General features: G+C 60.7%; 20 protein-coding genes and 1 pseudogene. 11 read left to right on the top strand and 10 right to left on the bottom strand.

The features are described 5' to 3' along the window. Window positions 1–57: 57 nt before the first annotated feature. Window positions 58–1,194 (bottom strand): annotated as a pseudogene (locus V5E99_RS13735) (methyl-accepting chemotaxis protein); the annotation flags it as partial. 368 nt (window positions 1,195–1,562) lie between these two features. On the opposite strand from V5E99_RS13735, the gene V5E99_RS13730 reads away from it, so the two are divergent. Further along, complete coding sequence (locus tag V5E99_RS13730) at window positions 1,563–2,909, top strand: GntT/GntP/DsdX family permease (protein ID WP_499803041.1); 1,347 nt, start codon at window positions 1,563–1,565, stop codon at window positions 2,907–2,909. A gap of 73 nt (window positions 2,910–2,982) precedes the next feature. Here V5E99_RS13730 and V5E99_RS13725 read toward each other — a convergent pair whose 3' ends face one another. Beyond that, on the bottom strand, window positions 2,983–4,185 hold the full coding sequence (locus tag V5E99_RS13725) for an ROK family transcriptional regulator (protein WP_499802911.1): 1,203 nt from the start codon (window positions 4,183–4,185) through the stop codon (window positions 2,983–2,985). 201 nt (window positions 4,186–4,386) lie between these two features. Between V5E99_RS13725 and V5E99_RS13720 the strand changes: the two genes are divergently transcribed. The 4 genes from V5E99_RS13720 to V5E99_RS13705 all read left to right on the top strand — a co-directional run bounded on the left by V5E99_RS13720 (window position 4,387) and on the right by V5E99_RS13705 (window position 9,437). Then, window positions 4,387–5,790 carry an APC family permease gene (locus tag V5E99_RS13720; RefSeq protein ID WP_499802910.1) on the top strand — a complete coding sequence of 468 codons (1,404 nt, stop codon included), beginning with the start codon at window positions 4,387–4,389 and terminating at the stop codon, window positions 5,788–5,790. Window positions 5,791–5,798: 8 nt separating this feature from the next. After that, complete coding sequence (locus tag V5E99_RS13715) at window positions 5,799–6,809, top strand: ROK family protein (protein ID WP_499802909.1); 1,011 nt, start codon at window positions 5,799–5,801, stop codon at window positions 6,807–6,809. Window positions 6,810–6,838: 29 nt separating this feature from the next. Continuing rightward, window positions 6,839–7,861, top strand: a complete 1,023-nt coding sequence (locus V5E99_RS13710; RefSeq protein ID WP_499803040.1) for an SIS domain-containing protein — start codon at window positions 6,839–6,841, stop codon at window positions 7,859–7,861. A 157-nt stretch (window positions 7,862–8,018) separates the two neighbouring features. Then, on the top strand, window positions 8,019–9,437 hold the full coding sequence (locus V5E99_RS13705; protein ID WP_499802908.1) for a short-chain fatty acid transporter: 1,419 nt from the start codon (window positions 8,019–8,021) through the stop codon (window positions 9,435–9,437). Window positions 9,438–9,474: 37 nt separating this feature from the next. On the opposite strand, the gene V5E99_RS13700 is transcribed toward V5E99_RS13705, so the two are convergent. Further along, on the bottom strand, window positions 9,475–9,819 hold the full coding sequence (locus tag V5E99_RS13700) for a HepT-like ribonuclease domain-containing protein (protein ID WP_499802907.1): 345 nt from the start codon (window positions 9,817–9,819) through the stop codon (window positions 9,475–9,477). After that, window positions 9,816–10,106, bottom strand: coding sequence for a nucleotidyltransferase family protein (locus tag V5E99_RS13695; RefSeq protein ID WP_499802906.1), 291 nt, complete (start codon window positions 10,104–10,106; stop codon window positions 9,816–9,818). Before V5E99_RS13695 ends, V5E99_RS13700 begins: the two co-directional genes overlap by 4 nt. 206 nt (window positions 10,107–10,312) lie before the next feature. Between V5E99_RS13695 and V5E99_RS13690 the strand changes: the two genes are divergently transcribed. Together V5E99_RS13690 and V5E99_RS13685 are read left to right on the top strand one after the other, a co-directional pair. Beyond that, window positions 10,313–12,010, top strand: a complete 1,698-nt coding sequence (locus V5E99_RS13690; RefSeq protein ID WP_499802905.1) for an acid phosphatase — start codon at window positions 10,313–10,315, stop codon at window positions 12,008–12,010. A 130-nt stretch (window positions 12,011–12,140) separates the two neighbouring features. Further along, entirely contained in the window at window positions 12,141–13,313 is a 1,173-nt protein-coding gene (locus V5E99_RS13685) for a hypothetical protein (RefSeq protein WP_499802904.1), read from the top strand. Between the two features lie 63 nt (window positions 13,314–13,376). Here the strand turns inward: V5E99_RS13685 and can are convergent, their stop codons facing one another. Continuing rightward, window positions 13,377–14,021: a carbonate dehydratase gene (gene can / locus V5E99_RS13680; RefSeq protein WP_499802903.1), complete on the bottom strand. Its 645-nt coding sequence runs from the start codon at window positions 14,019–14,021 to the stop codon at window positions 13,377–13,379. Between the two features lie 168 nt (window positions 14,022–14,189). Here can and V5E99_RS13675 point away from each other — a divergent pair, with 168 nt between their 5' ends. Continuing rightward, a complete protein-coding gene (locus tag V5E99_RS13675; protein ID WP_499802902.1) occupies window positions 14,190–14,594 on the top strand; it encodes a hypothetical protein in 405 nt (134 codons plus the stop codon). A gap of 123 nt (window positions 14,595–14,717) precedes the next feature. Here V5E99_RS13675 and rimI read toward each other — a convergent pair whose 3' ends face one another. Together rimI and V5E99_RS13665 are read right to left on the bottom strand one after the other, a co-directional pair. Next, window positions 14,718–15,170: a ribosomal protein S18-alanine N-acetyltransferase gene (rimI, locus tag V5E99_RS13670; protein ID WP_054045745.1), complete on the bottom strand. Its 453-nt coding sequence runs from the start codon at window positions 15,168–15,170 to the stop codon at window positions 14,718–14,720. Next, window positions 15,163–15,942: a hypothetical protein gene (locus V5E99_RS13665; protein WP_499802901.1), complete on the bottom strand. Its 780-nt coding sequence runs from the start codon at window positions 15,940–15,942 to the stop codon at window positions 15,163–15,165. Before V5E99_RS13665 ends, rimI begins: the two co-directional genes overlap by 8 nt. Window positions 15,943–16,110: 168 nt before the next feature. Here V5E99_RS13665 and mksB point away from each other — a divergent pair, with 168 nt between their 5' ends. From mksB to mksF, 3 genes are read left to right on the top strand one after another with little or no spacing between them, the layout of a single operon-like run. Then, window positions 16,111–17,388 (top strand): Mks condensin complex protein MksB, encoded by a 1,278-nt coding sequence (mksB, locus tag V5E99_RS13660; RefSeq protein WP_499802900.1) that lies wholly within the window; start codon window positions 16,111–16,113, stop codon window positions 17,386–17,388. Continuing rightward, a complete protein-coding gene (gene mksE / locus V5E99_RS13655; protein ID WP_499802899.1) occupies window positions 17,378–18,079 on the top strand; it encodes an Mks condensin complex protein MksE in 702 nt (233 codons plus the stop codon). Before mksB ends, mksE begins: the two co-directional genes overlap by 11 nt. After that, window positions 18,076–20,916, top strand: a complete 2,841-nt coding sequence (mksF, locus tag V5E99_RS13650; RefSeq protein ID WP_499802898.1) for an Mks condensin complex protein MksF — start codon at window positions 18,076–18,078, stop codon at window positions 20,914–20,916. Before mksE ends, mksF begins: the two co-directional genes overlap by 4 nt. 177 nt (window positions 20,917–21,093) lie before the next feature. On the opposite strand, the gene V5E99_RS13645 is transcribed toward mksF, so the two are convergent. The 3 genes from V5E99_RS13645 to V5E99_RS13635 are packed head-to-tail and all read right to left on the bottom strand — an operon-like array spanning window position 21,094 to window position 24,659. Next, a complete protein-coding gene (locus tag V5E99_RS13645; protein WP_499802897.1) occupies window positions 21,094–23,397 on the bottom strand; it encodes a PqiB family protein in 2,304 nt (767 codons plus the stop codon). Next, complete coding sequence (locus V5E99_RS13640; RefSeq protein ID WP_201206727.1) at window positions 23,390–24,013, bottom strand: paraquat-inducible protein A; 624 nt, start codon at window positions 24,011–24,013, stop codon at window positions 23,390–23,392. The genes V5E99_RS13645 and V5E99_RS13640 overlap by 8 nt, the downstream gene beginning before the upstream one ends. After that, window positions 24,000–24,659: a paraquat-inducible protein A gene (locus V5E99_RS13635; protein ID WP_499802896.1), complete on the bottom strand. Its 660-nt coding sequence runs from the start codon at window positions 24,657–24,659 to the stop codon at window positions 24,000–24,002. Before V5E99_RS13635 ends, V5E99_RS13640 begins: the two co-directional genes overlap by 14 nt. Window positions 24,660–24,752: the final 93 nt, after the last annotated feature.

Here is a 24,752-nt window from a genome sequence, read left to right as displayed (position 1 = left end):
AAACTGCCCGACCGCATTCACCACTTTCTGTGCGCCATCCTGAATCTCGACAATCACCGTCCCTGCCTCGGCCGCCAGCGCCAGGCCTTGCTCGGCCTGGAGTTTACCGTCGGTCATCAAAGCCACGGCATTGCGCGCCATTTCCTGGTTCTGGCGCACTACGCCGACAATTTCATCAGTGGCCTGGCTGGTGCGTGATGCCAGTTGCCGCACTTCATCCGCCACCACCGCAAAGCCCCGGCCCTGCTCGCCGGCACGCGCCGCTTCGATGGCGGCGTTGAGCGCCAACAGGTTGGTCTGCTCGGCAATGCCGCTGATGGTTTTGACGATGGTGCCGATCACCAGCGACTGCTCGTTCAGCGCTTCGATGCCTTCACCAGCGGTTTGCATGTGTTTGGCCAGGTCGCGCATCACCGTCACGGCCTGAGTGACCACGGCGGTGCCGCGCTGGGCACTGTTGTCGGTTTGCTGCGAGGTGCTGTAGGCAATGTTGGCGGCGTCGGCAACGGCCCTTTCCTGATTGACCTGATCGGTGATGACCGTCGCAAACTTCACCACTTTGTAGAGTTTGTTGTTGGAATCGACCACGGGGTTGTAGGACGCCTCCAGCCAGACTGTACGACCGTGGCTGTCGACACGCTTGAAACGTCCGGCCACAAACTCGCCGTTGTTCAGGCGTCGCCAGAAATTCTGGTACTCGGCGCTGTTGTATTCCTCCGGCTCGCAGAAGGTGCGGTGATGTTTGCCCTGAATCTGCGCCAGGCTGTAACCCATGCCGCTGAGGAAGCGCTCGTTGGCCGCCAGCACATTGCCATTGAGGTCGAACTCGATCACCGCCGTCGAACGCACCAGCGCGCCGATCAGGTTCTCGTGCTCACGGGACGCCTCGATGGTGCGGGTCAGGTCGCTGGAGTAAATCGAGAAGTGCTTGATCCGCCCATCCGCCGACCGCACCGGTTGCACAATCGAACGCAACCAGGCTTCAGCACCATTGCCACGCAGCAAGCGCACGGTGCCGGCAAAATGCTCGCCACGGGTCAGCGCCGTCTTGAAACGGTTATGGAATTCGTCGGATTTCACATGCGCCGGCACGAAGTCCTCAATCTGCCGTCCGATCAGGTCACTGCTCTTGTAGAGCATCTCCCCGAGGAAATTCTGGTTGACCGATTGAACCCGCCCATCGGCTTCGAGGGTCAGGACCAGCATCTCGCTTTCCAGACTTTCCTTCACTTGCAGGAGACTGGAGAGTTCTTCGCGAAGAGCGGACAGCTCCTGCTTCAAGCGTTTGTTGAACATGGGAAAGCACCGAGGGCTGGAGTAGAAAGCGGCATGCAGCCTAACCATCGGCCTGGGGCATGTTTTCTGAAGCGTGTTTGAGGGTTGTCCTACAAAAATAATGGCGGAGGGGGATTTTCCTGCCGCTCTGCAACGCGGAGCGGTTACAAAACCCCAGCGCTCTGGCCCGGCCATATCAGGTATCCTCCGGCTAAATTGCAACAATATGTTGCAACGGTATCCGCCCGATAAGGAGTTCCGTTTTGGATTTATCGACCGCTGCCTGGATGGTTCACGACACCCGTCTGATCCTTTGCTGCCTGCTGGCGATTGCCACGATTATCGTGTTGATCAGCGCCACCAAACTCCCGCCCTTTCTGTCGATCCTGATCGGCACCTTCATTGCCGGTGTCGGCGCCGGGTTGCCGCCCGAAGACGTGGCCAAGGCGTTCAGCAAAGGCGCCGGGGCGATTCTCGGTGAAGCGGGGATCATCATTGCCCTGGGCTCGATGCTGGGGGCGTTGATGGCCGAATCCGGGGCCGCCGACCGCATCGCTTCGACCTTACTGGGGCTGGGCAAGGGCAAGTCCCTGCCGTGGGTCATGGCGTTGGTGGCGATGGTGATTGGCCTGCCGCTGTTTTTTGAAGTCGGGCTGGTGATGATGGTGCCGATCATCTTCGTCATGGCGCGCCGTTCGGGTCAGCCGTTGCTGAAGATTGCGATCCCTGCGTTGGCCGGCATGACCACACTGCACGCCTTGATGCCGCCGCATCCCGGGCCACTGATTGCGGTCAGCGCATTGCACGCCGACCTTGGCCTGACCATGTTGCTGGGATTCAGCATCGCGATTCCGGCGGTGATGCTGGCCGGGCCGATTTATGGCAACTGGCTGTCGAAACGCATGCACGTCGATGAGCCGGCGGAACTCGGCGCCCTGTTCAGCGCCCCGCCCAAGGCCCCGCGCCAACCGAGTTTCGGGACGTCGCTGCTGATCATTCTGTTGCCGGTGTTGCTGATGCTTGGCAGCACGTTGGCGAAAGTTGCGATGAGCCCCGAAAGCAGCGTCGCCCTGACCCTGAAGTTCCTTGGCGAACCTCTGGTGGCGTTGGGTATCGCGGTGATGGCGGCAGTGATTTGCCTCGGCTGGGCCAATGGCATGCCCCGCGAACAAGTCGGCGGTACCCTGCGCAAAGCCTTGGCACCGATTGCCGTGTTGCTGCTGACCATCGGTGCCGGTGGTGGCTTGAAGCAGACATTGCTCGACGCCGACGTCAGCCAGACCATCAGCAAAGTCGCCGAAGGCGCGCACATGCCGTATCTGCTGCTGGCCTGGCTGATCGCCGTGGCGTTGCGCCAGGCGACCGGGTCAGCGACGGTAGCGACGACCACCACAGCGGGCATTTTGGCGCCGATGATGGCGGGCCTGGCGGCGACGCAAAGCTCACTGGTGGCGCTGGCGATTGGCGCCGGTTCGGTGTTCTTCTGCCACGTGAACGACGCCGGGTTCTGGATGGTGCGCGAGTACTTTGGCTTGCAGCTCAAGCAGACGATCTGGGTCTGGTCGATTCTGCAAACCATCGTGTCGGTGGTGGGGTTGGTGGGGACGTTGTTGTGGTGGCATTGGTTGACGTGATGGCATCGGCGAGATTTGCGTTGGGGCTGCGGGCCCCTTCGCGGGCAAGCCTCGCTCCTACGGAGTTGTGGGGTTATTCGGGTTTAAGCAGCGCTTCATAGTCCGGGCTGATTTCGGCAAGGATCATCAGCGCTGCGGCGCCAAGGGCTACGCAATCCTGGCCTGCGGCGCCCATCTGGATTCGTGGATATTGGCGGTCGGCGCGGCTGCTGATCGAGCGGCTCAGCGGTTCGAGACGGGCGATCAGCCGAGCGAGAATCGGCTCGGGCAGGAAGCCGCTGATGAGGATGGTCTGCGGGTCGAGCACCGATTCCAGGATATTGATCGCTTGGCGCAACGCCGGCACGGCGTCATCGAGCCAGCCATCGATGCCGCCGAGCAATACCGGATCATTCAAGTCCCATTCGGCCAGGTCCTGCTCGGCGGGCTGGCCCAGATGCTCAAGCAGCGCGGCGATGGAAATGTAGCGTTCCAGACAGCCTTCGTTACCGCAGTAGCACGGTTTGCCACCTGGAATGACCGTCATGTGGCCGATCTCCCCGGCATTGTGCCAGTGCCCGGAATACAGCCGATTCCCCAGATACAACCCCGCCCCGAGCCCGCTGCCGATAAACACATGCACGAAGTTATGCAGGTCACTGGCCAAACCGTACAAGCGCTCGCCCATGCTCGCAGCGGTGGCATCGTTTTCGATCAGTACCGGCAACCCCAACGCCTGGTGCAAGCGTTCGGGAATGCTCGGCTCGTCCCAGCCCGACATGGCCGTCGGGCCGACCGCCGTCATGCCCTCGACGCTGAACGGCCCCGGCAACGCGATCCCGACCCCGAGAAAACGCCCTGCCGGACGCTGCCGCCGAAAACCCTCGACGGTCTGCAGAATCAGCGGCAAGGCCTGATCAAACGTCGGGTAGCTGACCGTCAGCGTGACCTGCGCCAGCGCCACGCCGAGCAAGTCGAGCAATACGCCGATGATCCGGTGTTGTTCAACGTGAAAACCGATTGAGTAACCGCCCTCGGGGTTGATCGACAACGGCACTGGCGGCTGCCCCCGACCGCCCTTCTCCGCCGCGTGTACCAGCAGCACCCCTTCGTCCGCCAGCTCACTGACAATGTTCGAAACCGTCTGCGCCGTGAGCGATGTCAGCCGCGTCAAGTCCGCCCGCGTCAGACGCCCGGCCAGGCGAATAGCCTCCAGAATCACCCGACGATTGTGCTGGCGGGCGTGTTCGGCGTTGGTGCCGGTGGTCACGGTGCGTTGGTTCTGAGGATTTTTCATGGTCCGATGATCGGCGCTCACGATTAATTAAATCAAGTTGAATTAATACAGACCTTGTGGTTTTCTACGCATCAGGACGCCACCCCAGCCGTCCTGCCAAGAACCCCATAACAACAAAAAGTCGAATCGATAGAAGCCGCTCACTGGCACCTTTGCCACCTGCCCTCTCTCTTCTGTGATTCGAACAAGAGGTCGTTCTCCATGAGCAAATCGCTACCTGCCGGACAGAGCACTGCCGGTATCCGCCGCAAAATCGGACTGTTTCCCGCCACCGCGCTGAACATGAGTCAGATGTGCGGCGTCGGTCCGTTCATCACCATCCCGACGATGATCGTGATCATGGGCGGACCGCAGGCCTATCTGGGCTGGATTCTCGGCGCGCTGCTGGCCTTGTGCGACGGCCTGGTCTGGGCCGAACTCGGGGCCTCGCTGCCGGGCGCCGGCGGCACTTATGTTTACCTTCGTGAAGCCTTCGGCAAACGCACCGGCAAGCTGTTGCCATTCTTGTTCGTGTGGACGGCGATGCTGTTTATCCCGCTGATCATGTCCACCGGCATCATTGGTTTCGTGCAGTACCTGACGTGGTTCTGGCCGGACATGAGCCAGACCGCCGGCAACCTGATCGGCCTGGCGCTGATCTGGGGAATCATCGCCATGCTGTGGCGCAAGATCGAGTCCATTGCCAAATTGAGCATCGTGCTCTGGGTGGTGATGCTGGTGAGCATCGGTGCGCTGATCCTCGCCGCCCTCTCCAACTTCCACGCCGACCTGGCGTTCAGCTTCCCCGATGGCGCATTCAATCTCGGCGACAGCAGCTTCTGGTTCGGTCTGGCCGGCGGCTTGACCATCGGCATCTACGACTACCTGGGCTACAACACGTCGGCCTATCTGGCCGGTGAAGTCGAGCAGCCGGGCAAGGTGATTCCCAAGTCGATCATCCTGTCGATCTTCGGCATCCTCGCGGTTTATCTGTTGATGCAAGTCGGCGTACTGGGCGTGGTGGACTGGCATCGCATGCTCGACCCGGAATCGGCGGCGTACAAGTCAGTGGCGTCGGTGGTACTCAGCGAAACCTGGGGCAACACCGCTGCCGGCATCGTCACCGTGCTGATCCTGATTACCGCCGTCGCCTCGGTATTTGCCGGCCTGCTGGGCGGCTCGCGAGTACCGTTCGAAGCCGCCAACGACAAGGTGTTCTTCAGCGCCTTCAGCAAAACCCACCCCAAGCACCAGTTCCCGACCTACGGCATCTTGAGCATGGGCGTGCTGACCTCGGCGGGTTTCATGATCGGTCGCCTGACCGACCTGACCACGCTGATTCAACTGCTGACCACGGTGATGATCCTGGTGCAGTCGGTGGCGCAGGTGATCTCGTTGTTCGTGCTGCGCAAGACCAAACCGCACCTGGCCCGTCCGTACAAAATGTGGCTGTACCCGGTGCCGGCGGTAATTGCGTTGCTCGGCTGGATCTACATTTACATGGCCTCCAACCATAACGCCCCGGGTGCCTACCCGATCCAGTGGTCGCTGGTCTGGGTGGCTGCCGGTGGCGTGGCATTTTTGATCTGGGCCAAGGTCCAGAAGCTGTGGCCTTTTAATAAGTGATGAATGCGATGCACGAACCATTCGAAGCCAATATTCCACGCCAAGGCCTGTTGCTGGCGATTGATGTGGGTGGCACCAAGACGCAGGTCGCTTGCTACGACACGGCAAGCGCTCGGCTGACGACGCAGATTCTCGCCACCCACGCGCCGGGGTTGTTCGGCAGGCCGGCACTGGAACGGATTCTGATCGCCGCCCGGGCATCCATCGCCGAATTTGGCGACCGGTCGCTGCTGGCCGTGGCGGCAGTGTTTCCCGGCGTAGTGCGTGGCTCGACGTTGTTGATGGCGCCGAACACACCGGGCTTCGAAGAACTGGATCTGCGCAGTTTGCTCGCCGAAGGCCTGGGCACTGAAGCGGTGATGCTCGACAACGACGTCAAGGCCGGCGCCCTGGCCGAAGCACGTTGGGGTTCGCTGGTCGGGATCGACAATGCGATCTACCTGAACCTGGGCACCGGGCTGGCGGCCGCCGCGATAGCCAACGGCAAGTTGTTACGCGGCCAGAACGGCGCGGCGATGGAAATCGGCTACCTGCTGTCGCCGTTTCTCGACCCGACGCGATCGCAGGATTGGCGCACGTTTGCGGACGGCGCGGCGCCGCTGGAGGAGCTGTTTTCCGGTAATGCCTTGCGTCAACTGGCCGAGGAGATGCTCGGGAAAGGGCATCAGGCGCTGGATCTGTTTTCCAGCGCCGACACCGCTGTGCGCCAGGCACTGGAACAGCGGATTGCGGCGTGTGCAGTGCAGGTGGCCAATCTGGCAGTGGCGCTGGACGTAGGACGCATCGCCATCGGCGGCGGGATGTTTCGCCAGGCCTCGACCCTCGCCCCGCTCATCGAACAATTGATTGCCCGGGTGGTGCCGTTCCCGCCGCAAATCGTTTCCGCCCGTTTCACCCATGACGCGCCACTCTGGGGCGCGCTGAGCATGGCCATGGAGGCCGCCGGGCTGGATGCCATTGCCGAACAACTGATCGCCGCCGGCGACATTCTTTGCGCGTGCGACAGCCCGCGCGGCTAACGCCTTACAGGACTCTAGTGATGTCTTTGATGTTGAGTGAAACCCTGTCCATCCCCCGGATTGTGCAACACATGCTCGATGATGACGCCGCGGTGCGCACGCTGGCCCGGCAACTGGCCGATGACCTGCCCGAGCTGATGATCACTGTGGCCCGCGGCAGCTCCGACCACGCTGCAGCGTATTTCAGTTACGCGATGATGAGCCGGATCGGCGTGCCGAGCCTGTCGATCCCCCTGTCTCTGGTCAGCCTGCAACAACCGCCGCTGCGCCTGAAAAACTGCTGGGTGGCGGCGCTCTCGCAATCGGGTAAAAGCCCGGACCTGATCGACAGCGTGCGCTACCTCAAAGGGCTTGGCGCCCGCAGCGCAGCGCTGGTCAACACCGCTCGCTCGCCGCTGGCCGAGGTCACCGACAGCGAAATCCTCTTGCCCGCCGGGCTTGAGCAAAGCGTTGCGGCGACCAAGAGTTACGTGGCGATGCTGATGGCTGGCGCGCAGATCGTTGCGCGACTGGCGGATGATCTGGGCATCAACGACGGTTTGACCTCAGCGATCCAGCGCTTGCCAGCACAGATGGATGCGGCTGCTCAGGAAGATTGGTCGCTGGCGCTAAGCGTGTTGGCCAACGCTGACAAGATGATCGTCATCGGTCGCGGCGCCGCCCTGCCGATCGCCCAGGAAGCGGCGCTCAAGCTCAAGGAAACATCGGGTATTCAGGCCGAAGCCTTTTCCAGCGCCGAAGTGCGCCACGGGCCGATGGAAATCATCGAAGAAGGTTATCCAGTGCTGGTCTTCGCCCCGTCAGGGCCGGAGCAGGCAGGCACGTTGGCCTTTGCCCAAGACATGCGCACCCGGGGTGCCAATGTGCTGGTGGTCGCGCCACGGGGCACGCCTTGCGAGGATTTGTTGCCGAGTGTGCCGACCGATGACCCGCTGCTGGAACCCTTCACCATGATTCAGGGGTTTTACCTGCTTGCTGCGCAACTGGCAGTGGCGCGGGGACGTAATCCGGATCAGCCGCGATTCTTGAAGAAGGTCACCGAGACACGCTGAAACGCAAATGCGGGGGCGGGCCACCTGTTAGACCAAAGTCCCATACCCACAAAACAGCGCCACAGAAACGGGCGGATTGATTTACTGTTGGCACCTGACCGGACGGGCCTTTGCGGCCCGGCACAACACAATAATCATAAAAATCCGAGGTACTCCCGTGGCCGCTGATATCGACGATAGCCGCTATGCCCGCTTTGCCCTGCGCTGCTCAAGTTTTGCCGAACGCTGGTTCCCCGACTCCTGGGTGTTTGCCGCGCTGGCGGTGATCATCGTTGCCGTGGCGACGATGGCCATGGGCGCCAAACCCACCGACGCCGCGATGGCGTTTGGTGACGGATTCTGGAGTTTGATTCCGTTCACCATGCAGATGGCGTTTGTGGTGATCGGCGGCTACGTAGTGGCCAGTTCGCCGCCAGCGGTGAAGCTGATCGACCGTTTGGCCCGTATCCCGAAAAACGGCCGCTCCGCCGTGGCCTGGGTCGCGTTGATTTCCATGGTCGCATCGTTGCTCAACTGGGGGCTGTCCCTGGTGTTCGGTGGTTTGCTGGTGCGCGCCCTCGCCCGCCGCACTGATCTGAAAATGGATTACCGCGCCGCCGGTGCCGCCGCGTATCTGGGGCTTGGCGCGGTGTGGGCGCTGGGGTTGTCGTCGTCCGCCGCGCAATTGCAGGCCAACCCGGCCAGCCTGCCGCCATCGATTCTGTCGATTACCGGCGTCATTCCATTCACTCAAACGATCTTTCTCTGGCAATCCGGCGTGCTGTTGCTGGCGCTGATCGTAGTTTCGCTGATCATTGCCTACGCCACCGCGCCCGGCCCGAATTCCGCCCGTGACGCCAAGGCCTGCGGCATCGACCCGAGTTTCAACCTGCCGCCGCTGCAACCGCGCACCCGTCCCGGCGAATGGCTGGAGCACAGTCCGTTGCTGACGATTCTGCTGGTGCTGCTGGCGGGCGGTTGGCTGTTCCATGAGTTCTCGACCAAACCGGCGATCAGCGCGATCTCCGGCCTGAACACCTACAACTTCCTGTTCCTGATGCTCGGCGCCCTGCTGCACTGGCGCCCGCGCAGCTTCCTCGATGCCGTGTCCCGGGCGGTGCCGACCACCACCGGCGTGCTGATCCAGTTCCCGCTGTACGGCTCGATTGCGGCGCTGATGACCACCGTCAAAGGCACCGACGCCCAGACGTTGGCCCACCACATCTCGACCTTTTTCGTACAGATCGCGTCCCACGACACCTACGCGTTGTTGATGGGCGTGTACTCGGCGATTCTCGGCTTCTTCATCCCGTCCGGCGGCGGCAAATGGATCATCGAAGCGCCCTACGTAATGCAAGTGGCCACTGACCTGAACTACCACCTGGGCTGGGCCGTGCAGATCTACAACGCCGCCGAGGCCCTGCCGAACCTGATCAACCCGTTCTACATGCTGCCGCTGCTGGGCGTGCTGGGGTTGAAGGCGCGGGATTTGATCGGGTTTTCGTTCGTGCAGTTGCTGGTGCACACGCCGCTGGTGCTGTTTCTGCTGTGGGCGCTGGGGACGACGCTGGTGTATACGGCGCCAGTGATGCCGTAAAGGGATCGACTGCACCTGCTCGAGTGAGGGGGTGCAGTCAGGTTTGATCCGTTGGTAACACCTTCAACAGTTCAGGCAACGCGGCCTGAACCGTCTCCCACACCACATCAAGATTGATATCGAAGTAGCCGTGCGCAATGCGATTGCGCATACCGCGCATATTGCGCCACGGCACTTGGGTGTTCTGTGTGGAGAACTCAGGGAAGCGATCCATGATCTTGGTCGCCGCCTCACCAATAATAATGAGGCTCATGATGACGGCTTGCTGCGTACGCTTGTCGTCGACAAACTCTTCTTTACTCAGACCTTCGACAAAAATCAGCGCATCGGTTGCTGCCTGGCGCATATGGTCAAGGTAGTCGCCGAGACGGTTTTCGGTCATACGGGGCGCGCCTGTTCAAGCACCTGCTGGCGAAACTTCACTGGAAGATCGCCAGGTGTCAGCAAGTCGACGGTCACGCCGAGCAGATCCTCAAGCTCAACCTGAAGTCCGCCAAGATCGAAAAGCGTGGCGCCCGGCAGCGCATCGACCAGCAGATCAAGGTCACTCCCCTCTTTATCCGTCCCGAGCAACGCAGAACCAAACACACGGGGATTGGACGTGCGATATCGACCGACGACTTCACGGACGGCAACACGTTGTAGATCGAGGGCGGTGGAGGGTTTCATCGTTCACCTTTACCGGTTCTGTGTCGCGCCAGTCTAGCAGTGCCTGAGGATGGTAAACACCGCGCACCTTTAACGGGATGAGTGCTGGCAACCGCAATGCCTCATGGGTGTCAGCCAACCGAAGCTCTGGTGTAACCTCCCCGTCACATCTCGCTGCTAGCGTCCCGCCGAAACACATTGCAACAAATTCGTGAAAAGGAATTGGAATGACCGACGAAATAGACGGAAACGACCTTCCCTCCCCTGAGTCCGATCAACCCACCGATACCAGCCGCCGTCGCTTCCTGGGCGGTGTTGCCGTACTGGGTGTCGGGGCAACGCTGAGTGCCTGCGGCAATCAAAGCGATGAGCCGGGCAAACCGGTCGAGCGCCCGCTGACGCCCACCGAGCTGGATAAGGCCCTGCGCGAAAACGTGAAAAACGTCGTGGTGATCTACGGCGAAAACCGCAGTTTCAACAATCTGTTTGCCGACTTCCCCGGCGTGGAAAAACCACTGTCCGCGCTGAAACCGGAAGACGGCGCACAACAGGATCGCGACGGCAGCGTTCTGCCAGGCCTGCCACCGGTGTGGGGCGGCCTCAATCAGGTCGGCCCGCAAACCCTCGATGGCGTGATTTACCCCGCCGGCACGCAGTTCCAGGAACACCTGCCCAACGCCCCCTTCGCCCTCAAAGGCCCGCAAGGTGAAGACTTGCCGCTGAGCCTGGTGACCCGCGACTTGTGGCATGTGTTCTATCAGAACCAGATGCAAATCAACGGCGGCAAGAATGATCGTTTTGTCGCCTGGGCCGACTCCGGTGGCCTGACCATGGGCCATTACGCCCAGACCCGTTATTCCCTGCGTTTGTGGGACGTCGCCAAAGAGTTTGTGCTGTGCGACAACTTCTTCCAGGGGGCTTTCGGTGGTTCGTACCTCAACCATCAATACCTGATCAGCGCCCAGGTGCCGTTCTACCCGGACGCCGCCAACTCGATCGCCAAGCCCAACATCGCCACGCTGCAAAGCGATGACCCGACCGACAACCGCCTCAAGCCGCTGGACGCCTCCCCCGCCAGCGCCATGACCGGCCCGCCGCAGTTCGGCCCAAGCTTGCTGACCCCCGATGGCTATGCAGTGAACACCATGGCGCCGCCGTATTGGCCGACCTGGATTCGCGACCCCGAGCGCCCGGACTACGCCAAGCCATTGCCCAGCGTGCTGGTGCCGCAAACCCACGAGCATATCGGCGACAAGCTCTCGAAAAAGAACGTCGATTGGGCGTGGTACGGCGGTGCGTGGCAAGCCACGATCGATGAGTACAAGGACTCGGGCAACATTCCGAAAATCCCGAATTTCCAGTACCACCATCAGCCGTTCAACTACTTCAAGCAACAAGGCCCGGAAAACCCGGCCGAACGTGCCAAGCGTCTGCGTGATGGCGGTTTGGGCGATGAATCGAGCACCAACAAGTTCCTGGCCGATGCCGAGGCCGGCAAGCTGCCGGCGGTGGCGTTCTACAAACCCCAGGGCAACCTGAACATGCACGCCGGTTACGCCGATGTCGCCTCGGGTGACCGGCATATCGTCCGGGCGCTGAAAGTGCTGCAACAGAGTCCGCAGTGGAAAAACATGGTGGTGGTGATCACCGTCGATGAAAACGGCGGCTGGTGGGACCACATTGCTCCGCCGAAGGGCGATCGCTGGGGCCCGGGGACACGTATCCCGGCGCTGGTGATTTCACCGTTCTCACGCAAGGGCACGGTGGATCACACGGTGTACGACACCGCGTCGATCCTGCGCTTGATCACCCGCACCTTTGCGCTGGAAACCCTCGACGGGATCAAAATGCGCGACGACGCGATGATCGCCCGGGGCCAGAAGCCGATGGGGGATTTGACCAACGCGCTGCATTTTTCGGGTTGATTGATTCCAGATAAAAAATCGCAGTCATCGGCTGCGATTTTTTTCGCCTCGACACTGGACCGCCCGACACATCTGGTTTCAGTATGGAGCCGCCCCGCCTACGAGGGCCAACGCTGAAAAGGATCTGAGCATGTTCAAACTCGCAGGACTCACCCTCGCCGCCCTCACCCTGAGTGCCGCCGCCCACGCCGATGTCGATTTGAAGCTGGGCAGCACCGAACGCGTGACCCGACTCTTCGCTTACCCCAACAATTGCAACGTGATCTGCTTTCGCAACTGGACGCTGGAGCAAACCGTCGAGCATTACCTGACCCAAAGCGTACAGCGCGACGGTTACAGCGCCGCGAAAGTCCGGGTCAAAACCGATAACCATCAGCTCTACGCCGAAATCACTGGTGTCCCCAAGGGTTATGACAAGCCGCTGGCAGCCTTGTTGGATGCCGGGGATCTGGCGTACAACGGCGCCAAGAAACTCAACATCGATGGCAAATGGGCTTATAGCTGGTACCTGTTCCTGCCGTTGGGCATGGCCCTGGAAAATCGCAAAAGTGTCGAGTTGCTGCACTTCCCGCCGGATTACTCCCTGACCCAGGCCCAGGACTATCTGGAATCGGCCACCACCGACCGTTGGGCCACGCTGCTGGTGGACAACGGCATTCCGGCCGCCCAGACCCCGGCCTACCAGACCATCATCGATATCGCACCGATTGCCGCACCGTCCAGCGCCGGCAAGGACCTGGAAGGGGTCTACGACTACTTCAAGGATTACCAGACCACCATGGTCAAGGAAGTCAGCCAGAACGCCAAAGGCGCAGCGTTGCCGATGGTGGCGTTCGGCGCCCCCGTGCGGAACTGGATCAAGGCGCAATATGGGGTGACCGTCAACGTGTTGGGCCTAGCCACGATCAGCCCGAGTGCGGGGGTGAAAGTGCCGGTGCTGGGTTCCAACCACCCGAGCTACATCTGGTACGCCGCCGACCCGGCCAGTTACACCGGCCCCGATGCGCAGGCCCTGGCCGACGCGGCGGGTTTGAAAGTCATGGGCCAGGATTTGAGTGCGGCCTGCTGGCAGGCGGGGATGGGCAGCAAACCGGGAACGGACCCGTCGGCCCTGCTGCAAAGCTGCACCCAGACCTGGCAAGTGACCCAGAAAGAAAAAACCTGCGAGCTGTTCTACACCTCGATCCGCAACCTGACGCCGGCCGACGCGGCGGCCAAATGCGCAACGCCGCCGGTTAAATCCGAGCTGCAACAACTGCAAGCCCCGGCACCGGCGGCGGCCATCGCGGCGCCGCATCTCTGAAACGAAAAACGCCTTTGCCCGTGAGCTTCGGCTCACGGGCAAAGGCGCATTTTTCGTAGAGCGTTACAACGCCCCGACTGGACGCAAACGATACTGCGGCGGCAATTGCTCAAAACCGCTGATCGTGGCGTTCAGGCTTTTCCAGCGACCGTCCTTGATGCCGTAGATGCAGCCATGGATCGACAGGCTCTGCCCACGGTGCCAGGCGTTTTGCACAATGCTGGTGTGCCCGACGTTGGCCACTTGCTGGATCACGTTGAGCTCACAGAGGCGATCAACCTGTTCTTCTTCGGTGGGCAACTTGGCCAGTTCGTCGCGCTTTTCGTAATAAAGATCACGAATCGAGCGCAGCCAGCCATCGATCAGGCCCAACTGACGGTCCTGCATCGACGCACGCACGCCGCCGCAGCCGTAGTGACCGGTGACCAGGATGTGTTTGACCTTGAGCACGTCCACCGCGTACTGAATCACCGACAGGCAATTAAGATCGGTATGCAGCACAACGTTGGCCACGTTACGGTGTACAAACAGATCACCGGGCAGCATGCCCACGATCTCGTTGGCCGGCACCCGGGCGTCGGAGCAACCGATCCACAGATATTCCGGGGTTTGCTGGCGGGCCAGTTTGGCGAAGAAATCAGGATCTTCTTTGGTGATCGCGTCAGCCCAGCGTTCGTTGTTATCAATCAGATCTTGTAATTCGTTCATGCAATGAAGCCTCAAGAATGATGCGCAGTTTTGACACACAACCGCCCGTCGGGGTCACGCGTTTGCTGCGGATTGCCGCGGGTGCACACAATCGGCGCTCCATGCCGGTGGAATTCTCGGGAGCCCAGTGGGTCCACCCTAGTAAGGCCCACAGTATGAGGAATTGCCATGACTGAATCACGACGTCCCTACGATGCGGTACAACCCGAGCCCATCGATGACAACGAAGACCGCATGGGCTCGCTGCATGAGCTGGATTTTGACGAAGAAGAACCCAGCGCCAAAATCGGTGACGAGCTGCCGGAAAACGAGCGCGAACGGCTGATGCCCCGCGAGCGTGTACGTGAAGCCGGCATGACCGGGGCCTCGACCGAGGATCACGAGTCTACCGACGATGACATGAGCCCGGAAACCCTGATCCTTGAAGACGGTGCCCGGGATGCCCACGAGGCGGGCGAAGGTAATCAGGCCGATTGGGATTTGAGCATCGTCGATGAGGACGACATCGGGGGCGGTAATGGGCTGGATGAAGCGGAATTGGCGAAACGCGATCCGATGGACGGTAATCGTTGATCAGCCTGACTGATCGGATTTCCCCGTAGGAGCTGCCGAAGGCTGCGATCTTTTGATCTTTTCGTATCGCGACAACAAAAGATCAAAAGATCGCAGCCTTCGGCAGCTCCTACGGGGTTGTGGTCAGTCGACCAGGGTGCAGGCCATGACCACCGCATCTTCGCGCCCGCCCACCGCCGGGTAGTAATCCCGGCGCCGGCCAATCTCGTTAAACCCATAACGCTCATACAGGCGAAACGCGCCCCGGTTGCTGTCGCGCACTTCCAGAAAACACTCCCGCGCCTTGGCGTCATACGCCCGGGACATCAAATGTTCCAGCAACGTCAAACCCAGGCCACGGCCCTGATTCTCCGGTTTGACGGTGATGTTCAGCAGATGCGCTTCATCCAGAATGATCTGCACCACGCCGTGGCCGACCTGCTGCGAACCTTCGAACATCAGCCAGATCTGGTACTTGCCCAGGCCATCGAGAAAAATCCCGCGAGTCCACGGGTGGCTATAGGCTGCGTATTCGATTTTCAGTACAGCGTCCAGGTCCGCCTCGGTCATCGGGCGGAACGATACAGCGTCACTCATTCGATTCTTTCCAGCGCGCCATCAGCCGACGCATGGCTTGCCAGACATCAGCCTTACGCTGTGGCTCTTCCATTAATAATTCCAGACCCGGCAGGGCCCAGACCGAGCCCAGGCCTTCGACCTGGAGTTCACGGTTGAAGGATTCGGCGTTGGCCTCACCGGCAAAACGCACCGCCGGCAGGCCGATCAGCCACAGGCAGACGCACGGGGCGTCTTCCAGGCGAGCCGAGAGAAAACCTTGCACGAAATCCCGCGCCGCTTCCGGGCCTTGGTCCATGGTCCCGCGAACCAGCAGCGGCCAGCGCACCGGCTCACCGATGATCTGCGGGCTGTCCGGCAGACCGGCGGCACGCAGCATGTCCTTGAGCAACATATAAGCGGGGTCGCGGGTCTGGAAGGTTTCGCCTGTGGGTAACTCCACCAGCAGCAGGCAACGCCCGGCCCGCAGCAATTGCAGGGCAAAACGCGGCGGCGGCACGACCGGGGCCTTGATGGCGGCCGGCGCCGCCTCTTCTTCGACTTTCGCGTTAGTGCGCGTGCTGGCCAGCGATGGCCGTGGCACCTCGATCTTCACCCGCTCAGTCGGCTTTATCACCGGTTCCACGGGCGCCTCAGCCACAACAACCGGCACCGCCGGGGCGATGACCAACGGCTCGGGCATCTCCAGCAATTCGGGTCGCGAGGGCGCGGCAAAGGGCAATTCGGTGCGCGGCAGCCAGTTGACCACCTGCATGGCGGTCAAATAAGCGCGGCGACGGGACTCGATAAGCAAAGGTCGGCCACTTGTGGATAACTAAAAGTGCGCTGATTCTACCGCCCTTCGCCGAAGATCGCCCGCGCTTGATCGTTAGAAAGCCGACTGTCCGTCCCGAGAGTGAATCGCAACCGGCGTGATGCAGTACAATCGCCGCTTTTAATCGTCAACCAGCCGGCCATCCCGATGATCGAACCCAAGCGCGTCTTGCGCGCCCTCGCTGAACACTGGGCACTTCTGGAGCCACTGTGCGAGCACTTCGACCAAGGCACTTTGAGCCTCAACGAACTGCGTTCACAGTTGGCCGCCCAGCAACTGGACAGTACCCCGCAGGACATCACCAGCCTGCTGGACGTGTGGATCCGCCTCGACATTCTGGTGCCCGTGGCGAAAAGCCCGAACCGCTTCGAGCTCAACGCGCAGATCCACGACTTCCTCGCCTACCTGCGCCGTGAGCACCGCTTGGGCCTGTGCCTGGAAATCGAAGCCTATCTGCGCCACCTCGAACGCCTGGCCGGTTATATCCAGGACGCCTTCGACATCCGCGACGGCCATGATCTGGCGCGCCAGTTGCGCCTGCTCGACATGCGCGTGCGCGATGTCTTGAAAAAACTCGCCAACGACGAACAGGCCCTGGTGGCCGTCGCCGAACGCGCGAAGACCAGCGACCGGCAAATCCCCCTGCGTCAGCGTTACGCCGAAGTGCTCGCGACCTGGGACGAATACGTCGAGCCAATGATTCAACTGGTCAACGCCGACGGCGCCTTCGAACAAGGCGTGCGCAAGGTCGAGAACGTTCTGCTGCGCATGCTCACCGAACAGCAGCGCCTCGGCCACTTGGTCGATGACGACATGCTGCTGCGCACCCACGCACGCATCCTCGAAATGCAGACCAGCGCCCAACTGACCCTGCGTCACGCCCGTGAACTGCTGCTGCCGCTGCGTGAAGAGGCCCGCCGCCACAACGCCGTGACCCGTGGCGCGGCACTGGCCTTGTCGGCGATCCGGCGCAAAGGCATTGATGCGGTGCCGCAAGCCGCGATGCCGATGTTCACCCGTCCGCAAAGCACCTTCCTCGGCAGTGCCAGCCAAGTCGAAGCCTACGTGTATGCCCTGGCACGTTTCGAGCCGAAACCGGCGCGTTTCCCCAAGGCTCACAAAACCCAGAAAGGCGAAGCCCCGCGCGCGCCACGCACGGTTCGGGAAATGCTCGAACGCTGCGAAGACGCCCTGCCGATGCCGGACCTGATGACCTGGCTGCTGGAACAGGAGCCGGACGGCGCCACCGACGAATTGCTTTATTGGTTCTCGCGCCTGTCGCGGGAGAAACGCTTCAAACGCGAGCGTCTGGAACGCCGCGATTATCACACTCACGAGCACCAGGTCAGCCTGCGCTCCTTCGCCCTGCTCTCGGCCGGCGACAGCGCTGCCGAGAATTCTGCGAGCACACCCCATGCATCTTGATCTATCCGAACTGTCCCAACTGGCGCCGATCTTTCGCGAGCTGTTCAAGGGCTACCACGTCAGCCGCCGCGATCCGGAGCTGTACGCGCAACTGTCGAACTTCCAGGACCAGTACCGCACGCTGTTCCGGGCGCTGGGTTTTGAACTGGTCTGCGACACCCGTGGTTTCTATTACTTCGTGCCGGAGCTGGCGGCGGCGGCGGTGAACAAGACCGCACAGCGTCTGGCGCTGTTCACCTTCATCCTCGTCGAGCACCTGGCCGATCAGGGCCGCGACCCGGTCGCCGTACTGGATGGCGGCAGCCTCGGCCGTGATGAATTGCCGTCGCTGCTGGAGAAGTACCGCGACCTGTTTATCCAGGCCGAAGTGCAGACCGTCGAAGAACTCGAAGAAAAAATCATGCGTCGCATGACTCAGCTCGGTTTCGCCGGCGAAGAAAACGGCATCTACCGTTTCCTGCCGCCGATGCACCGGTTCCTCGATGTTTGCCTCTCGGTTCAACAGGACCGCGATCTGGCGGCCAGTCTGCACAGCGTGTTGCCATTGCCGGTTCCGGTGTTGATCGACGACGACAGCGACGAAAAACTGCTGGCAACCGATGACCCGCTGGACCTCAGTGATTTCGAAGAAGAAAGCGAAGAAGACGCCATGGCCCGCGCCATCGCCGAAGAACAGGAGACCGACGCATGAGCAAGGAACGCTACGGCATTCGCCGCTTCGCCCTTTTGAACACCGCCGGTTACAGCCTCGGTTTGTTTCCGCTGGAAGAGCCGCTGTCGGTCTACGGCGCGAACAACCTCGGTAAATCCGCGTCGATCAACGCCTTGCAGTTCCCGATCCTGGCACGCATGTCGGACATGAGTTTCGGCAAGTACACCTTGGAACAATCCCGGCGTTTCTACTTTGCCTCGGACACCAGTTACATCCTGGTGGAAGTCTCGCTGCCCCACGGCCCGCACGTGATCGGCGTGGTCGGTCGTGGCCCGGGCGGTGGTTTCGGTCACCAGTTCTTTGCCTACGCCGGCAAACTGGACCTGGCCCATTACCAGAAAAACGACACCTGCCTGCGTCAGAAAGAGCTGTTCACCAACCTTGAGCGCGAAGGCCTGAAAGCCTACGAACTCAAGCCGGATGAACTGCGTCGTCTGCTGGTCGGTGGCCACACCTCGATTCCGCTGGACCTGACGCTGATCCCGCTGCGTTCCACCAGCGAACAGAGCCTGAAGACCTTCCGCGCACTGTTCATCAACCTGCTGCACATGCGCGAAATCACCGCAGCCAAACTCAAGCAACTGTTCCTCGATGCCTTCGAACACAGCCTGCGTTCCGGCAGTGTCGATTACATCGCGGCGTGCGAAGAAGCGTTCCGCGATGTACGACGCATGGAGCAGGACTACAACTCGCTGGTCACCGCCGGCCCGTTGGTTGAAGCACTGGCCTCCGGAGTTGCCCAGCGCAACATCCTGCGCGGCAAGTTGCATCGCATCTCGCCGTTGCTCGACTCGTTGCTCGGCACCTGGTCGGACTACGCCAGTGCACGCAAGGAAGAGCTGACCATTCAGGCCGAGCACTACCGTCACGAACAGGATGCGCTGCAAAACGATCAACGCGGCGGCACTCAGGAGTTGATGCGCCTGGAACGGGAAATCACCGGCATCCAGCGCTGGCTCGGCGAGTTGTCGGTGCTCAAGCATCGCTTCGCATTGGTCACTGACGTCAAAGTCCTTGAGCAACAACTGCTGGCCGCCAAGGATGCCCACGATGAACTGGCCGGTGCGCTGGCCCAGTCCCGGCAGTTCAGCGCCGAAGACCTCGACGAGCGTCTGCGGGATCTGGAAAAACGCCTGAAGTCGGTGAAGCAGCAACTCGATCACGCTGACAACAACAGCTATGCGCGCCTACGCGAAGAGTTCTCGCAACAGGACGTCGAGCGTTTGATGCGCCTATTCAACAGCGCGCTGTTCAGCCTGCCGCTGGGTGAGCACGGCATTACGCTGGACGAGGACGGCCAGTGGGTCAAATCCCTGGAACTGATCCTCGATGGCTTCAAGGGCGAGCGTTTTGAAGTGCCTGGCCTGGCGATCGACATCTCGCACATCGAGCCGCCGGCCCTGCAAGCCCTGGCTGACCGTGCCGCGTTGCGCGATCAGAAAGAGCGTCTGGAAAAAGAACTCAAGCAACTGAAAACCCAGGCTGCCGTGGTCGCTGACCGCGCGGCGAGCAAGACCCAGACCGAAGCGCTGTACCAGCAAGTGCTGGACGCGCAGAAAGCCCTGGAAGATTTCCGTCGCGCGCAAACCCTGAGCGCCGAGGAAGACGACAAGCTTGAGCAACTGGCACAGATGGAAGCGGCGCAGGAAGAGTTGAAGCGCTCCAGCGATGCCTTCACCGAGCGCGTCCAGCAATTGTCGGCCAAGCTGCAACTGGTCGGCCGCCAGATCGGTGACATGGAAGCCAAGCAACGCACCCTCGACGATGCCCTGCGTCGCCGTCAGTTGTTGCCGGCCGATATGCCGTTCGGCACGCCATTCATGGACCCGATCGATGACTCCATGGACAACCTGTTGCCGCTGCTCAACGACTATCAGGACAGTTGGCAGGGTTTGCAGCGCAGCGACGGTCAGATCGAGGCGCTGTATGCGCAGGTCCGCCTCAAAGGCGTGGCCAAGTTCGACAGCGAAGACGATATGGAGCGTCGTCTGCAATTGCTGATCAACGCGTACGCGCACCGTACCGACGAAGCCCTGACCCTGGGCAAGGCGCGCCGTGCGGCGGTCACCGACATCGCCCGGACCCTGCGCAACATCCGCAGCGACTACGACAGCCTTGAGCATCAACTGGCGCTGTTCAACCGCGAGATCAACAAGCGTCAGGTCTCCAACCTGCAGAGCTTCCGCATTGTGCTCGCGCCGAACAAGGAAGCGCTCAAGCACATCGACCAGATCATCCACAGCGCCGGCCAGTACGAAGAAGGCGAAACCCTCTCCGTGTTCGATCTGAGCCAAAGCGCCGATCAGGACAACAAGAACGAAGAAGCCAAGGAATACCTGGCGCGTCTGGTGGCAGCGAACCACAACCAACTCGGCCTCAAGGACTTGTTCGAGTTGGCGTTCGAAATTACCAAGGTCAACGGCCAACCGGTGATCCACACCGACATCGACGGCGCGGCGTCCAACGGCACCACCATGACCATCAAAGCGCTGACCAACATGTACTTGTTGCTGCACTTGATGGACCGCGACCAGGCCGGCCGTGTGCGCCTGCCGTACTACCTCGACGAGGCCGCGGACATCGATGAGAAGAACCAGGCAGCCTTGTTGGAAACCAGCCTGCAACTGGGCTTCGTGCCGATCCTGGCGAGTGTGAAGCCGCAGGTCTGCGCCAGTGTGGCGATTGACCTGGAAGGTGGCAGCGGGCCGAACGGCATCTACATTGATGAGGCGGACTGGAAGTACATTCGTCGGCACGATGAGGTGAAGGCAACGGAGAAGGCTGAAGCGGATGAGCCGGAGCTGGATGCGGTTTGAGTTGAACCGCTAGAGACGAAAAAGGCCGCGATCCATTGGATTGCGGCCTTTTTTATTGAAGGTGTTTTTGAGGGCCTCTTCGTGAGCAAGCCCACTCCCACAGGGGTTATGCGCCGTGCACAAATCCACTGTGGGAGCGGGCTCGCTCGCGAAGGCGTCATCACAGACGCCGTTAGATTATTTGCCGAGAGGAATCTTCGGCGCCCAGGTCAGCCATTCATCTTCGAACTTGTCGAACAGCGGGAAAGTCTGCTCAGGTCGGGCCGGGTTGCCCATGCGCTCACCGTCCGGCGTGGCGAAAGCGATACCGCCCTGGATCAGCGTTTCCAACGATTCCGTCCGTACCGTGGCGCCTTTGAACAAACCGAAGTCCAGACCAAAACCACTGGTGTTCCAAAACCGCGTGCCGCTACGCACCAATGGCGCGTACTTCGGCTCGATCAGGATGTGCACCAATACGCGGTCTGCGGTCTGCCCCAGCTCATAACCCGTCACTTTGCCCACGGTGATTTCACGGTACGTCACCGGCACGCCGGTTTTCAGCGAACCCCGACGCGCCGCGCTCAGTACCAGGCTCAACCCGGCTTCTTGCTTGGCGGACTCCGGCGGATTGGCCAACGCGACGAAGTTCTTCTGCGGCCCGAGGTTTTTCGGCGCGGGCTGCACTTCGATGTACTGACCGGTGACCAGGGTTTCGAGGTTCGAGGTCTTGATCAAGCCCAGCTCAGGCTTGACTACCCAGAACTGGCTGCCGGCCCGTGCAATGCGTTCCGGCACTTCGGTAATCCGTGCGGTGAGCATCACTGACTGCAAGTCGTCCGTGAGGTCAACGTCCTCGATCTTGCCGACATCCAGCCCTTTGAAACGAACCGGCGTGCCGGTGCGCAAACCGTCGGCGCGATCGACCTTGATCGTCACCACCGTGCCTTTCTGGTTAGCGTCGTCATGGCTCGGGAACAGACGGAAACGCGGGATTTTCTTTTGCAGCGGCGCCTTGGCTTCCGGTGTCTCGAAGGCAATGCCCCCGGCCATCAGGCTTTGCAACGACTCGCTCTTGACCTGGATTCCGCCGGTCAAACCACCGCTGAGGGTGATACCGCTGGCGTTCCAGAACCGCGATGAAGCGTTGACCAGGCCTTCGTATTCTTTCTCGATGTGAACGCCGATGATCAGTTGTTTTTTGGTCTTGGAGAACTGGTAGCTCTGAACCGAACCGACCTTGACCTGCTTGTAGAGAATCGGGCTGCCCACTTCCAGCGAGCCGAGATTCTCGGTGAACAGCACCATGTGCAGTCCCGGCGAACGCAGGTCCAGCGGCGGCGCTTTGGCACGGGCCACGAATTCGCGTTGCGGCGCACTGCCCTTGTCGCCGGGGCGAATCGCGATGTAGTTACCTTTGACCAAGGCCTCCAGACCGGTGATACCGGCCAGGGAAATCGACGGTTTGACCACCCAGAACTGGGTGCCGGTCACCAGATAATCTTCGGCCAGCGGGTCGAGGGTCAGCTCTGCGGTGGCACCGGACAAATCCGGATCGATCTTCAGCGCCTTCAAGTTACCGACCTGAATGCCTTTGTACATGACCGGCGTGCGGCCAGCCTGCAGGCCTTCGAAATCGCTGAGTTTGACCTTGACCCGAATACCGGCAGCCGCCGCGTCGAAGTCTTCATACAAACGGAACGGCAGACTTGGATCGGTGGGCGGGCTGTCCTTGCGATTTTCCGGCGTGGCAAACGCGATACCGCCGGCGACGATGCTGGCCAGGGATTCACTGCGGATTTTCACGCCGGAGAGGTTGGCGTCGATGCTGATGCCGCTGGAGTTCCAGAAGCGCGTGTGTTTGCGCACCAGGCTGGCGTAGGTCGGCTCGATAAAAACTTTGAGTTCGACCGTACTTTGATCTTCGGACAGCAGATAGCTTTTGACCTGGCCAACCTTGATCTGTTTGTAAAACACCGGGCTACCGCGATTCAACGAACCGAGGCGATCAGCCTTGATGGTCAGGTGCAGACCGGGTTTGGAGTCCGACAGCGGCGGCTCTTCGGCCAGAGCCTTGAACTTGCGGGTCGGCTCACCTTCACCGGGGCTGACGGCGACGTAATTGCCCGACACAAGGGTTTCCAGACCGGTGATACCCGCCAGGCTCACGCTCGGTTTAACCAGCCAGAAACGGGTGCTGGTCTTGAGGTATTGCTCCACGTCCTTGTTCATCTCGATGGTGGCGATGACGCCTTTGGCGCTGCCTTCGTCATCAAGCTTGAGGGTCTTCACCTTACCCACCGACATGCCTTTGTAGACCACTTCGGTCTTGTTGGCCTGAATGCCCTCACCGCTTTCGAAACGAACCTGAATCTCTATTCCGGTTTCGTTGTAGGCACGCCAGCCGAGCCACCCACCGATGATCAAGGCGATCAGTGGCAGGACCCAGATAGCTGACCAGTTCGAGGCCGGTCGGGTTTTCGCTGTAGGCAAATCAGTCATGGTCGTCGTCCGACTCCGTGTTATCCCAAATCAGTCGGGGATCGAAAGTAACTGCGGCAAGCATCGTCAAAATCACCACACTGGCGAAGGCGATGGCGCCAAGATTGGCTTCGACGCTGGCAAGCCGTCCAAAATTCACGACCGCCACCAGGATGGCAATCACAAAGATGTCCAGCATTGACCAGCGGCCGATGAACTCGATGAAGCGGTACATCACAATGCGTTGGCGCGCCGACAGTGGCTGGCGGCGCTGCACCGAAAACAACAGCAGGGCGATGCCGACGAGTTTGAACGTCGGCACCAGAATACTGGCGATAAACACCACGGCCGCGATGGGAATCATGCCGTGCTGCACCAGTTGGATCACGCCAGACATGATGGTGCTGGGATCGCCCTTGCCCAGGGAGCTGACGGTCATGATCGGCAGCACGTTGGCGGGGATGTAGAGAATCGCGGCGGTGATCAGCAATGCCCAGGTGCGCATCAAACTGTTCGGACGACGGGCGTGAACCAGCGCACCGCAACGGGTGCAGACCTGCTCGTCGGTGTCGGCTTCCTGCTTGTTCAACTCATGGCATTCAGTACAAATCAGAATGCCTGCATCAATCGCCCGCATGGGCATCTTCTCCTGACAAAGCCTGCCAGATCTGGTGAGGCGACATCACAACCTCCAACCACACCTGGACCAACAACAAACTGATGAAGCACGCCAGGCCAAGACCCACGGTGATGGCTGCCATATCTGCCAGTTTGACGATCGCTACCAGCACGCCCATGAGGTAAACCTCGAGCATCCCCCAGTCCCGAAGGTGGTGGTAAATGCGATAGAGCAACAAACCGTAGCTGCGCCCGACATTGAAACGAATGCTCAGTAGCACGGCCAACTGACAGAGCAGCTTGAGCAGCGGAATCCCCATGCTGCAGAGGAACACAATCACCGCGACGCCTTGCATGCCGGTGTTGAACAGGCCGACAACGCCGGTCCAGACAGTGTCTTGCGACGACTGCCCGAGTAGATTGAGCTGCATGATGGGTAAAAAGTTCGCCGGGACATACAACAACAGTGCGGCGAGCACCAAGGCGAGGCTGCGCTGGACGACGTTATGCCGATGGGCGTAGAGCTCGTAACCGCAGCGCGGACAGAGGGCTTTCTCGCCATGGGCGAGTTCGGGCTTGCGCATCAGCAGGTCGCACTCATGACACGCCACCAAGTCGTCCAGCGGTAAATCTGACAGCCCTGGGGCGTCAACCGAATCTGGCATAAAAGGCTCTGGCTCCGAAAAAGGTGGGCCTATTCTAGTGTTCTGAATCGAAAATAACTGTGCAAATTTGTGAGGCCGTTGCAGCGTATTTTC

The sequence above is a fragment of the Janthinobacterium sp. LPB2021202312-11-4 genome, from assembly GCF_037049705.1.
Taxonomy (GTDB): Bacteria; Pseudomonadota; Gammaproteobacteria; order Pseudomonadales; family Pseudomonadaceae; genus Aquipseudomonas.
The sequence above is the reverse complement of the archived record's forward strand: the minus strand, read 5'-3'. Positions and strand labels throughout refer to the sequence as shown.